Source organism: Neobacillus piezotolerans (genome assembly GCF_003362805.1).
Lineage (GTDB): Bacteria > Bacillota > Bacilli > Bacillales > Cytobacillaceae > Bacillus_D > Bacillus_D piezotolerans.
Genome location: NZ_QNQT01000002.1, coordinates 778,527 through 791,295 on the forward strand (window position 1 = coordinate 778,527; position 12,769 = coordinate 791,295).

A 12,769-nucleotide genomic window follows, 5' to 3' on the forward strand; every position below is an offset into this window, starting at 1 on the left:
TCCTTTCAAGTCAGCTCTCTTTTAAGATTGAAAAAAACGCATCAATGACATCCGGATGGAACATGGTGCCTTTATTGCGGGCCAACTCCTCGAAAGCCTCATCGTGAGTCATCCCTTTCCGGTATACGCGGTCAGTCGTCATCGCGTCAAACGCATCCACTACAGTTATGATCGCGGCCTCGGTCCGGATTCCGCCTCCATTCAGCTGATGGGGGTAACCCTTTCCGTCAAACCGCTCATGATGCTGCTCGACAATTTCGCCCGCCTTGATTAAATCCGGATTATTCGTTTCGGTTAAAATTTCCCTTCCCCAGACAGTGTGCATTTTGATAATGTCATATTCTTCATTTGTCAGCTTTCCGGGCTTTTTTAAAATTTCATCCGGAACCTTCACTTTGCCGACATCATGCAAAAACCCCGCCAAATTCATAATATAAAGCTCGTCCGAATCCATTCCCATCACTTTCCCGAGCTTCATGGACAGTTCCTTAATCCGGTCGCAATGGTTGGACGTATAGCCATCCTTCTCCTCCACACGGATGGCAAGGTCCATCATATCCTTAACCGAATTGCTGTAAAAATGGAACTGTGGCTGAGAGGTAACGTATAAAAATTCCACTTCCGTTTCGGCTGTAAAAATCATATGTTCCTTCACCGGGCATGCATTCACCGAATCGCCGCGTCCAAGCACAACTTCCCCGGCCGACGATGTCATCAATAGCCGTCCGGACATAACGGTCAAATGCTCAAGAGCCGTCCAGTCATCCGCTGGGGCCATCGCCCAGCGCGCGCCCGCGTACAGCTTGTGGAGGATAACCTCCGTTCCATCCCCGGACGCAAGAAGCGAAAGTTCCATATTTTTCATCAGCAATTTATTTAGTGGATTTTTCTTCACTATGTTCATACAAATCCCTACTTCCAAACCCTCTTAATTTCGAAAAAAACCCATGTAGAAAAGGGGAGATAACTGTCGAAAAAAATGTCAAATAATGATTATAATACCATCATTTACATTGTAAAAATAGGGGGTATTACCAAAAAATATCGGTTCATAAATAGCCTGCCAAAAACGACTCTCCACGAAGCAAAAAGGAAGAACAGGACATACCAATTGATAATGAAATTGCGGACCACTTAAATAATCAATCCGGCTGGCTTAATTGTTGCGCTAATTTTCAAAATATTTTATTATTAGAGGTAGCAGAACTCATTTTTTTCCAGTGCAATTTTTTTTGCTGAAAAAATGAATGAGTATTCATTCAAATTTTGTCGAAGGGGGAGACACTTGTGATTCAACCGATTAAAAAGGCTGCTGTGCTTGGCTCGGGGGTGATGGGCTCGGGAATTGCCGCCCATCTCGCCAACATCGGAATCCCGACACTCTTGCTCGATATCGTCCCGCGTGAGCCAAACGACGCCGAAAAGGCGAAGGGCCTGACGCTCGAGGACAAACAAGTCCGCAACCGCATCGCATCCGAAGCGCTCCAAAAACTGCTCAAGCAAAAGCCCGCGCCGCTTACCGTCAAAGAAAACCTGAACCTCATCGAAGCCGGCAATCTTGAAGACGACCTGGCCCGCCTCAACGAAGCCGACTGGATCATCGAAGTCGTCACCGAAAACCTCAATATAAAGAAGCAAGTTTTTGAAAAAGTAGACCAGTACCGGAAACCGGGCAGCATCGTCAGCTCGAACACATCCGGCATTTCGGTCGAAGCGATGGCGGAAGGCCGTTCCGAGGACTTTCAAAAGCACTTCCTCGGCACTCATTTCTTTAACCCGCCGCGCTACTTAAAATTGCTTGAAATCATCCCAACCCAACACACCGACCCGGAAGTCCTCAATTATATGAAAATGTTCAGCGAAGACATGCTCGGCAAAGGAGTCGTCATCGCGAAAGACACGCCGAACTTCATCGCGAACCGCATCGGCACATACGGATTGCTTGTCACCTTGAGGGAAATGCTGAAGGGCGGCTACTCGGTCGGCGAAGTCGATTCCGTCACCGGCCCGCTCATCGGACGCCCGAAATCAGCAACATTCCGAACGCTTGACGTTGTCGGCCTCGACACGTTCGTCCACGTTGCGAAAAACGTCTATGACCAGGCGGAAGGCGCCGAAAAGGAAGTATTCGACGTCCCGCCGATTGTGCTGAAAATGCTTGAAAACGGCTGGCTCGGAAGCAAGTCAGGCCAGGGCTTTTTTAAAAAAGAAGGAAAAGACATTCTCGAACTTGATCCGAATACACTCGAGTATGGCCCGCGAAAGAAGCTAAAGACGCAGGCCACCGAGCTTGCGAAGCAGGAAAAAGGCTCAGCGAATAAATTGAAAGCGCTCGTTTACGCCAAAGACGACCGAGCCGGAACGCTGCTCTGGAACATTTTCAGCCCGGTCCTGCTCTATTCCGCCGAACTTCTTGGGAAAATTGCCGACGACATCCCTTCCATTGACAGAGCAATGAAATGGGGCTTTGGGTGGGAGAAGGGTCCATTTGAAACATGGGACGCAATCGGCGTCGAGCGTGCTGCCGCGAAAATAAAGGAGCAGGGCGTACAAGTTCCGCAATGGGTCGAGGATATGCTCGCAGCCGGACACACCTCTTTTTATAAAAATAATACGTACTATCATAACGGCGAATACAGGCCACTTGAAGTAAACCCAAAAGCTATCGACCTGAAGCAAATCAAAGAGGAAAAGGGCGTCATTAAAAAGAATTCCGGCGCAAGTCTGATCGACATCGGGGACGGCGTCGCGCTGCTCGAATTCCATTCGCAGAACAACGCGATCGGGCCGGACATTCTTCAGATGATCAACTGGTCAATCGACGAGGTCGAAAGGAATTACAAAGGGCTCGTCATCGGCAACCAGGGCAAGAACTTCTGCGTCGGCGCGAATATTGCAATGATCCTGATGGAAGCCCAGGACGAAAACTTCTTCGACCTCGACATGGTCGTCCGCCAGTTCCAGAACACGATGATGAAAATCAAATACTCAAGAAAGCCGGTCGCCGCGGCGCCATTCCAGATGACACTCGGCGGCGGAACCGAAGTCAGCCTGCCGTGCGCCCACGTCCAGGCATCGATGGAAACATACATGGGCCTCGTCGAAGTCGGCGTCGGCCTCATCCCGGGAGGCGGGGGTAACAAGGAGCTTTATCTTAGATACTTGAACGCACTCCCGAAAGGCGTCGATTTCGACCTTATGAAGGTAGCGGCCAAAGTATTTGAAACAATTGCGATGGCAAAAGTCTCAACATCAGGCCCCGAAGCTAGCGAGCTCAACTTCCTGCGGCCATCCGACGGAATCTCCGTCAACCCGGACCACCAAATTTACGATGCGAAGCAGGCGGTCCTCGCCCTTCATGAAAAGGGCTACAAACCGCCAGTCCGAAAGAAAATCCCGGTCGTCGGCGAAACCGGCTACGCCGCGCTCATCCTTGGCGCACAAGCGATGCAGCTATCCGGCTACATCTCCGACCACGACATGAAAATCGCCAAAAAGCTCGCTTACGTACTAGCCGGCGGAAAAGTCCCATTCGGCACCGAAGTCGACGAACAATACCTGTTGGATCTGGAGCGGGAAGCCTTCCTAAGCCTCCTCGCCGAACCAAAATCCCAGCAGCGCATGCAGCACATGCTCCTAAAAGGCAAACCGCTCAGGAACTAAGCGTGGGGCATACCGATTTGCGCTCATTCACAATTTAACCAGTTTACAAGTGAAACAGTGGACGGATTTATCCGCAAATGCGGATAAACGGCGGCCAATTACTGATAAACCGTGTCCACTTACTGATAAACGGCGGTCAATTACTGATAAACCGCGCTCACTTACTGATAAACCACCAACGAATGATGATAAACAACCGCCAAATACTGATAAACACATTACATTCGCTGATAAACACCAGTAACAGCTGGTACCCGGTTGCAAACCGAATGAAGATGGGAACTCATCCCACGATTCATCCAATAAACATTAGTCTACAAGACCAATAGAACGAAAGAGAGGGAACCCAATGAGAGAAGCGGTGATTGTTGCCGGAGCCCGCACCCCGGTCGGAAAAGCGAAGAAGGGCTCGCTCGCCCAGGTTCGCCCCGATGACCTCGGCGCGCTCGTCATCAAGGAAACCTTGAAGCGGGCCGGCAATTACGAAGGAAACATAGATGATGTCATTATCGGCTGCGCGATGCCGGAAGCGGAGCAGGGCCTGAACATGGCGCGCAACATCGCGGGCTTGGCCGGGCTCCCGTACGAAGTCCCGGCCATCACCATCAACCGCTATTGCTCATCCGGCCTGCAGTCAATCGCCTTCGCCGCAGAGCGGATTATGCTCGGCTATGCCGATACGATTCTCGCAGGAGGAGCGGAGTCGATGAGCATGGTGCCGATGATGGGCCATATCACCCGCCCGAATGTAAAGCTTGCCGATACGGCTCCGCAATATTACATGAGCATGGGCCACACCGCGGAAAAAGTCGCCGAGAAATTTGGCGTCACCCGCCGCGACCAAGATGAATTCGCAGTCCGTAGCCATGAGCGCGCCGCCCGCGCCATCCAGGAAGGCAAGTTCAACGATGAAATCGTCCCGGTCGATGTTACCATTCGCTCGGTCGGCAGCGACAACAAGCTGAAAGAAAAGACGTTCCAGTTCGAACAGGATGAAGGCGTCCGCCCGGATACGAACCTCGATACGCTGGCAAAACTGCGTCCGGCATTTGCCCTGAATGGAACCGTCACAGCCGGAAACGCCTCGCAAACAAGCGACGGAGCCGCCGCTGTCATGGTCATGGAACGCGAAAAAGCAGAATCTCTGGGCCTAAAGCCGCTCGCGAAATTTAGGTCGTTCGCCGTTGGTGGAGTGCCGCCGGAAATCATGGGCGTCGGCCCTGTCGTCGCCATCCCAAAGGCGCTTAAGCTCGCCGGCCTCGAGGTAAGCGACATATCGCTGTTCGAGCTTAATGAAGCATTCGCTTCCCAGGCCATCCAGGTCATCCGCGAACTGAACCTTGATGAGGACAAAGTCAACGTGAACGGCGGCGCAATCGCACTCGGCCACCCGCTTGGCTGCACAGGCGCAAAACTCACGCTGTCCCTCATCCACGAACTGAAGCGCCGCAACGAGCAATTCGGCGTCGTCACCATGTGCATCGGCGGCGGCATGGGCGCTGCGGGCGTATTTGAACTGCTATAGGTAGAACCCAATCAAACTCGTCAAATAAGAAACGGAGGAATCGCAATGACCAACCAGCTCGGCGAATCAATTAAAGGCGGAAGCTTTTTAATCGAGGACGTACCGTATGACAGTGTCTTTACCCCCGAAGACTTTACCGATGAGCACAAAATGATTGCCAAAACGACAGAAGAGTACATTAACAATGAGGTCATGCCGCAAATTGAATACATCGAAAACCATGAGTTCGACCGCTCCGTCAAGCTGCTCAAACAAGCCGGCGAACTCGGCCTCCTAGGAGCGGATGTTCCTGAAGAATACGGCGGACTGGCGCTTGATAAAATCAGCTCCGCCCTCATCGCCGAAAAAATGGCCCGTGCCGGAGGTTTCTCGATTTCCCACGGCGCCCACGTCGGAATTGGCTCACTGCCAATCGTCCTTTTCGGAAACGAGGACCAGAAGCAAAAGTACCTCCCCGACCTCGCAACCGGTGAAAAGCTGGCCGCTTACGCCCTGACCGAGCCAGGCTCAGGATCCGATGCACTCGGCGCGAAAACAACCGCCAAACTGAACGCCGAAGAAACACACTACGTCCTGAACGGCGAGAAACAATGGATTACAAACTCGGCCTTCGCTGATGTTTTCGTCGTCTATGCGAAAATTGACGGAGAGCACTTCTCGGCATTCATCGTCGAGCGCGACTTCCCGGGGGTCTCAGTTGGGGCTGAGGAAAAGAAGATGGGCATCAAAGGTTCATCGACCCGAACGCTCATCCTCCAGGACGCACAAGTTCCGAAAGAAAACCTCCTCGGTGAAGCGGGCCGCGGCCACATCATCGCCTTTAACATTTTGAATATTGGCCGCTACAAGCTCGGCGTCGGCGTCGTCGGAGGGGCCAAGCGCGCCTTTGAAATCACCGTCCAGTACGCGAACCAGCGCCAACAGTTCAAAACGCCAATTTCGCAATTCAACCTGACAAAGGAAAAATTCGCGACGATGGCTTCGAAAATCTATGCTGCCGAAAGCTCCGTCTACCGGACAGTCGGCTTGTTCGAGGACCGGATGGGGCGCCTCACCTCGGACGAAGCGAAGGACGGCCTTCAGGTCGCTAAATCGATCGCCGAGTACGCAATCGAATGCTCACTCAACAAAGTCTTCGGCACCGAGACGCTGGACTATGTCGTTGACGAAGGGGTTCAAATCCACGGCGGCTACGGCTACATGGCCGAATACGAAATTGAGCGTGCCTACCGCGACTCCCGTATCAACCGGATTTTCGAAGGCACGAACGAAATCAATCGCCTGCTCGTGCCAGGCACCTATATCCGAAAAGCGATGAAAGGTGAGCTGCCGCTTTTCCAAAAAGCCCAGCAGCTTCAGGAAGAACTCATGATGATGATGCCCGAAGAGCCGGGTGATGAGCCGCTCGAGCAAGAAAAGCACCTCGTCAGGAACGCGAAGAAAATCGGCCTCCTTGCCGCCGGCCTTGCTGCTCAAAAATATGGCAAAGCCCTTGAGCAGGAGCAGGAAATCCTCGTCAATATCGCCGACATCATTTCCAACGCATATGCAATGGAATCGGCAGTACTCAGGACCGAAAAGGCAATCGCCAAATCCGGCCTGGAAAAATCCAGGCAGAAACTCCTGTACACACAAATCTTTTGCCAGGAAGCATTCAACGAAATCGAGCAGCACGCCAAAGAAACACTCGTCGCCACAGAGGAAGGCGATACCTTGAGGATGCTCATGTCGGCCCTCCGCAAATTCACGCGCCACACGCCAATCAACGTCATCGCCAAAAAACGCCAAGCCGCGGAGCGCCTCATCGAAGCCGAAAAATACGTTGTCTAAAAAGAAAAACGCTCAGAACTTTTTAAAGTTTTGAGCGTTGTTTTCTTTATGAGATTAAAAATCCGAATGAAAATGAAAAAATGCCATTGTTTGTATTCTACTATAGTCGATTCTTTGTGGGTTAAAAGGGTATATGATCTGCTTCGAGAGGTAAACATGGGCATTAGTTAACTAGGTTTAGCAATTTTTTTAAACCCTTCCCGATATAATTATAACATGTAAAAAAAGTTGAAAATAGACTGTTTATTTTTACTGAATGCGGCTAAAATCAATGGGACATTGATGGTTGGGAGCGATGCAGAATGAGTTCTTTGGTTATCGGTTTTCAGGAAATGGAAAAAAATCAAAATCAACTTTTACTCGTTGGCGGAAAAGGGTTAAATTTAGGGGAATTATCAAAAATCGAAGGAATACGAGTGCCAGAAGGATTTTGTGTTACAACTGAAGGATTTCAAAAAGCCATCGAACAAAATGAAACGTATCATGCTTTGCTGGATCGACTATCAATGCTAAAAGTAGAAGATCGAGATCAAATTGGTGAAATCAGCAGAAAGATTAGACAAAACATAATCGAAACAGGAATCCCTTCCGATGTTGTGGAAGCAGTTACTCACTATCTCTCCCAGCTTGGTGATAAATATGCCTATGCAGTGCGTTCTAGTGCGACAGCTGAAGATTTGCCATATGCCTCCTTTGCTGGTCAACAAGACACCTTTTTAAATATCATCGGCAAAGAAGCAATCATACAGCATATCAGCAAATGTTGGGCTTCCCTATTTTCGGACCGCGCGGTAATCTACCGGATGCAAAATGGATTTGACCAAAGACAAGTGTATATATCCGTTATTGTTCAAAGGATGGTTTTCCCGCAGGCTTCAGGGATTTTATTTACCGCTGATCCGATTACCTCTAACCGAAAGCTGCTATCAATCGATGCCAGCTTTGGGCTTGGAGAAGCACTGGTCTCTGGTATGGTATCTGCAGATTGTTATAAAGTCCAGGAAGATAAAGTCGTCGATAAGAGAATAGCAACCAAACAATTGGCTATCTATGCGTTAAAAGAAGGCGGAACAGAAACGCAGCAGATTGAACCAAATTTGCAAAAGTCCCAAACACTCACTGAACAGCAAATTTTACAACTGGCACGCATCGGAAGACAAATCGAAGCTTATTTTGGTTGCCCGCAAGATATCGAATGGTGTTTGGTTGATGATAATTTTTACATTGTCCAGAGTCGGCCAATCACAACTCTTTTCCCCATCCCTGAAGCGAACGATGAGGAAAATCACGTTTATGTATCTGTCGGACATCAGCAAATGATGACAGACGCCATGAAACCATTGGGATTGTCTTTTTTCCTATTAACGACACCTGCCCCTATGCGTAAGGCTGGTGGAAGGTTGTTTGTCGATGTCACACATCGACTGGCTTCACCTGTCAGTAGAAACATTTTATTAAATGCTATGGGACAACATGATCCACTCATGAAAGACGCACTTATGAACATTATTGACCGTGGAGATTTTATAAAATCGGTACCTAATGATAGTAAAGGACCGAGTCCCATTAGGGGAAATACAGATAGTCTGGCACAAATCGAAAACGACGCGACTATCGTTTCTGATCTGATTAAGCGCAGTCAAACATCCATAGAGGAGCTAAAACAACACATTCAAACAAAATCGGGATCAGATTTATTTGATTTCATCCTGGAAGATATCCAGGAATTAAAGAAGATTTTATTTGACCCACAAAGTTCAGCTGTATTTATGTCTGCCATGAATGCTTCAGCATGGGTCAATGAAAAAATGAACGAATGGTTAGGTGAAAAAAACGCAGCAGATACGCTTTCGCAATCTGTACCAAACAATATTACTTCGGAAATGGGCCTGGCGCTTTTGGATGTGGCGGATGTGATCCGCCCTTATCCAGAAGTAATAGATTATTTACAACAAGTAAAAGATGATAACTTTTTGGATGAATTGGTTAAGTATGATGGTGGACAGGAAGCCCAAGACGCAATAATGGCTTATCTCAGCAAATACGGAATGCGATGTGCCGGGGAAATCGATATTACTAGAACACGATGGAGTGAAAAACCAATTACACTTGTGCCGATGATTCTAGGTAACATCAAAAACTTTGAGCCTAATGCAAGCAATCGAATTTTCGAGCACGGGCGGCAAGAGGCTTTGAAAAAAGAACAAGAGTTAGTAGAACGATTGAAGGAATTACCGGACGGTGAACAAAAATCCAAAGAAACAAAGCGGATGATCGACGTAATCCGGAATTTCATCGGCTATCGGGAATATCCAAAATACGGCATGGTTAATCGCTACTTCGTTTATAAGCAGGCTTTATTGAAAGAAGCCGAACAACTCGTACAAGCGGGCGTTATCCATGAAAAAGAAGATATATTCTATCTCACTTTTGAAGAACTTCGCGAAGCCGTACGCACAAATAAGCTTGATTACCAGGTCATCGGCAATCGAAAAGATGAGTACAAATTTTATGAAAAACTAACACCTCCACGTGTAATCACGTCGGATGGTGAAATACTCTCCGGTAAGTACAAAAGAGAAAACCTCCCAGCAGAAGCGATTGCAGGCCTGCCTGTTTCTTCCGGAGTGATTGAGGGAAGAGCGCGTGTCATCTTAAACATGGAAGAAGCTGATTTAGAAGCTGGAGATATATTGGTCACCTCGTATACGGACCCAAGCTGGACGCCACTGTTTGTATCCATAAAAGGCCTGGTCACCGAGGTTGGCGGGCTGATGACACATGGAGCAGTTATCGCACGAGAATATGGCTTACCAGCAGTTGTTGGAGTGGAAAATGCCACTAAAATGATAAAAGATGGGCAACGAATTCGCGTTAATGGAACAGTGGGGTATGTCGAAATAGTGTAATTGTCAAAAAGCGCCAAGCTGCCGACCGCTTCATCGAAGCCAAAAAATACGGTGTCTAAAAAGAAAAACGCTCAGAACTTTTTAGGGTTTTGAGCGTTGTTTTCTTTATGAAATTAAAAATTCAAATTTAATTGTTGTCTTATTTCATCCAGCAATTCTTTGTGTTCCGAAGTTGTTACAAGAGGCTTGTCCAATGGCTTGTCGACATCCTCGTGCGTAAAGACAAATGTTCCGTCGCCAAGTACAAAAAAAGAATAGGGTACCATTTTCCGTCTCTCCGAATCGTCTCCTTTAAGGAAGCTGAACATATACGTATCTGGCGACTCAATACGAACTTTTTCCTTGGCTTCCTTAACTTCCAAGCCTTCAACCATCGATAAGATTTCCTCTGCTTTTTGAGGATTTTTGACTGTTCTATTTTCTACGTAGAAAATGTCTCCAATCCCCTTTTGAATAGCAATCGCTTGCATCTGATTATCCTCGTTCATTGTAATACGTACTTTCTTTTCGGAGAATCTATCTATCAGGAAAATAATTAAAAGTATACTCAATATAAAAACCACTGGGCTTTTTTTTCTCATCCGACCCCCCCTATCTATATACAATTTTACCATAAATAAGCATTGGCGAAGGGAACTTATCCTAGTATCACTTAATCTGAATAGCTTTGTCACATTCCTGCTAATAGGAAACCTGTTTCGCAATCCCCCAGCACTCCATTAACCGATGAATCCCAGTTTCAATTTCATCCAATGGAATTCCGCCAAAGCCAAAAAGAAAGGTTGGATAGAGGTAATAAATTGGTTTTAACAGGTAATCGGTTACCGGGTAGATGGCAATACCGTTTGCCGCGGCAATCTGTTTTAACTCCGCTTCACTTTTTAGAGAAGGGACAGAGATTAAAATATGCATGCCCGCCTGGTCGCCAGTTATTGTGACATTTGGGTAATATGTTTCAAAGGTGTGGGTCAGTTTATCGTGTTTCTTCCGGTAAATTTTCCGCATCCGGTTTAAGTGCTTTGAAAAATAGCCATCTTTCATGAAGTTGGCCAATATATGCTGATCGAATCTCGGTACGGTTGCGGAGTAATAGCTAAACGTCTCTTTGTATTTGCGGACCAATGTCGACGGCAATACAAGATAAGCGACACGCAATGAAGGCATCAATGATTTTGTAAATGTGCTGAGATAAATGACTTTATTGTTTTGGTCTAGGCCGTGCAATGCGGGAATCGGCTTTCCGATATAACGGAATTCACTATCGTAATCATCTTCAATAATGAAGCGTTTTTCATCCTTTACCGCCCACTTCAAAAGCTGGGTTCTCCTTGTTGCGGATAAAACAGCTCCGGTTGGGAATTGGTGGGAAGGCGTGATGTAAACGACATTCGCGTTTGTTTTTTCAAGCTCATCGACCATTAATCCATCCTCATCGACCGGGATTGGAATTGCCCTATTTTGCAATTCAATTCTTGGGATTGCGGAGTAGCCGGGATTTTCAAGCGCGAATTCCGAATCATTTTCAAGCAATCTCAAAATGATTGGAAGCAGCTGCTCCGTACCCGAACCAATGACGATCTGCTCAGGTTTGCAAACAATCCCCCTCGATTGATAAAGATACTTCGTAATTTCGGTCCGCAATGCGTATTCCCCTTGAGGCTCCCCAATTTGCAAGAGCTCCTTTGAACTGCTGTCATACAAATCTTTCGCGTATTTGCGCCAATGTGAAAAAGGGAAGGAGTCCGTATCGATTTTTCCAGGATGAAAGTCATATTGAAAAGTCCTGCCCACAGCATTTTCGACCGGAATGTCCAAAAGCTCTTTTTCTATATAAGGCAATTCATCGATTTCTTCTACAAAATAACCGACGCGGGGCCGTGAGATGAGATAGCCCTCCGCGACAAGCTGTCCATAGGCGATTTCAATGGTTGTTTGGCTTATATTTAAAAATTCGGCTAATTTTTTTTTGGAAGGCAATTTCGTTCCAACTTCAATTTGTTTATGGATAATGGCATGTTTAATACCGTGATAAAGCTGTTCATACAACGGCTTTGCCGTACTTTTATCCAAATCAAAGATGAGCATATCCATTTGCAAATCTCCTAACTGACCACATGATTTTTTGAAAAGTTGACTCTTTTTACAATGTCAATTTTCATTATACTAAATATCAAGCAATCATTGGGTTTTAAATTTACACAAAAAAGGGGTATTCATATGCAATCTACGTTAGCACCTGCATCAACAAAAACAAGATCCTTGGTGATCAATTCACTTTTCATCGCTCTTACCCTCGTGGCGACTATGTTCATTAACATTAAGCTTCCAATCATGGGGAACGGAGGCCTGATCCATCTCGGGAACGTACCACTTTTTATCGCGGCATTCGTTTATGGCAGAAAGACGGGCTTCATTGCGGGCGCATTCGGAATGGGAATGTTCGATATTCTCTCCGGCTGGGCGGCATGGTCGCCGTTTACATTCATCATCGTAGGAGCAATGGGATATGTAGCTGGCCTTATTGCTGAAAAAATGCCTGGAAAAAGAGTGCTTGTTTACACAGTAGCGGTTGTTGTCGCGTTGATCATCAAAGTCGTGGGCTATTACTTTGCCGAGGTCATCCTTTACGGAAACTGGGTCATCCCATTCGGTTCAATTCCAGGAAACATCATGCAGGTAGTCATTGCCGGCCTCATCGTAGTTCCGCTTGCGGGGCGGTTTAAAAAGCTATTGTAAAAAGAAGAACGGACAATGTTGTTGGCGCCACAAAAAGAATAAAAAGTTCAAAATGAAGCAGTGAACTGCACCCCGTCAAGTAGACAGTGGAAATAATAAAACAATC

The 12,769-nt window shown here is 47.2% G+C and carries 8 protein-coding genes; 5 read left to right on the forward strand and 3 right to left on the reverse strand.

Annotated elements, in window-relative coordinates; genetic code table 11:
* Positions 1 to 10 precede the first annotated feature (10 nt).
* Positions 11 to 904, reverse strand: coding sequence for an HD domain-containing phosphohydrolase (locus DRW41_RS08965; protein WP_115451601.1), 894 nt, complete (start codon positions 902 to 904; stop codon positions 11 to 13).
* Positions 905 to 1,287: 383 nt separating this feature from the next.
* Here DRW41_RS08965 and DRW41_RS08970 point away from each other — a divergent pair, with 383 nt between their 5' ends.
* From DRW41_RS08970 to ppsA, 4 genes are all read left to right on the forward strand, one after another.
* Positions 1,288 to 3,663, forward strand: a complete 2,376-nt coding sequence (locus tag DRW41_RS08970; protein WP_115451602.1) for a 3-hydroxyacyl-CoA dehydrogenase/enoyl-CoA hydratase family protein — start codon at positions 1,288 to 1,290, stop codon at positions 3,661 to 3,663.
* A gap of 349 nt (positions 3,664 to 4,012) precedes the next feature.
* Positions 4,013 to 5,188 (forward strand): acetyl-CoA C-acetyltransferase, encoded by a 1,176-nt coding sequence (locus DRW41_RS08975; RefSeq protein ID WP_115451603.1) that lies wholly within the window; start codon positions 4,013 to 4,015, stop codon positions 5,186 to 5,188.
* 45 nt (positions 5,189 to 5,233) lie between these two features.
* Complete coding sequence (locus DRW41_RS08980; protein WP_115451604.1) at positions 5,234 to 7,018, forward strand: acyl-CoA dehydrogenase FadE; 1,785 nt, start codon at positions 5,234 to 5,236, stop codon at positions 7,016 to 7,018.
* 302 nt (positions 7,019 to 7,320) lie between these two features.
* The gene (gene ppsA / locus DRW41_RS08985) at positions 7,321 to 9,927 is read left to right on the forward strand and encodes a phosphoenolpyruvate synthase (protein ID WP_115451605.1); all 2,607 of its coding nucleotides are present in this window, start codon (positions 7,321 to 7,323) and stop codon (positions 9,925 to 9,927) included.
* A 113-nt stretch (positions 9,928 to 10,040) separates the two neighbouring features.
* On the opposite strand, the gene DRW41_RS08990 is transcribed toward ppsA, so the two are convergent.
* Both DRW41_RS08990 and pdxR read right to left on the reverse strand, forming a co-directional pair.
* Positions 10,041 to 10,508: a hypothetical protein gene (locus tag DRW41_RS08990; RefSeq protein ID WP_115451606.1), complete on the reverse strand. Its 468-nt coding sequence runs from the start codon at positions 10,506 to 10,508 to the stop codon at positions 10,041 to 10,043.
* 100 nt (positions 10,509 to 10,608) lie between these two features.
* Entirely contained in the window at positions 10,609 to 12,018 is a 1,410-nt protein-coding gene (gene pdxR, locus DRW41_RS08995; RefSeq protein ID WP_115451607.1) for a MocR-like pyridoxine biosynthesis transcription factor PdxR, read from the reverse strand.
* A gap of 126 nt (positions 12,019 to 12,144) precedes the next feature.
* Here pdxR and DRW41_RS09000 point away from each other — a divergent pair, with 126 nt between their 5' ends.
* Positions 12,145 to 12,663, forward strand: a complete 519-nt coding sequence (locus DRW41_RS09000) for an ECF transporter S component (RefSeq protein ID WP_115451608.1) — start codon at positions 12,145 to 12,147, stop codon at positions 12,661 to 12,663.
* Positions 12,664 to 12,769: the final 106 nt, after the last annotated feature.

Excerpts from the sequence above, each read along its gene's own strand:
- DRW41_RS08965 (WP_115451601.1), bottom strand. The coding sequence starts at position 904 with ATGAACATAGTGAAGAAAAATCCACTAAATAAATTGCTGATGAAAAAT.
- DRW41_RS08980 (WP_115451604.1), top strand. The coding sequence starts at position 5,234 with ATGACCAACCAGCTCGGCGAATCAATTAAAGGCGGAAGCTTTTTAATC.
- DRW41_RS08990 (WP_115451606.1), bottom strand. The coding sequence starts at position 10,508 with ATGAGAAAAAAAAGCCCAGTGGTTTTTATATTGAGTATACTTTTAATT.
- DRW41_RS09000 (WP_115451608.1), top strand. The coding sequence starts at position 12,145 with ATGCAATCTACGTTAGCACCTGCATCAACAAAAACAAGATCCTTGGTG.
- ppsA (WP_115451605.1), top strand. The coding sequence starts at position 7,321 with ATGAGTTCTTTGGTTATCGGTTTTCAGGAAATGGAAAAAAATCAAAAT.
- pdxR (WP_115451607.1), bottom strand. The coding sequence starts at position 12,018 with ATGGATATGCTCATCTTTGATTTGGATAAAAGTACGGCAAAGCCGTTG.
- DRW41_RS08975 (WP_115451603.1), top strand. The coding sequence starts at position 4,013 with ATGAGAGAAGCGGTGATTGTTGCCGGAGCCCGCACCCCGGTCGGAAAA.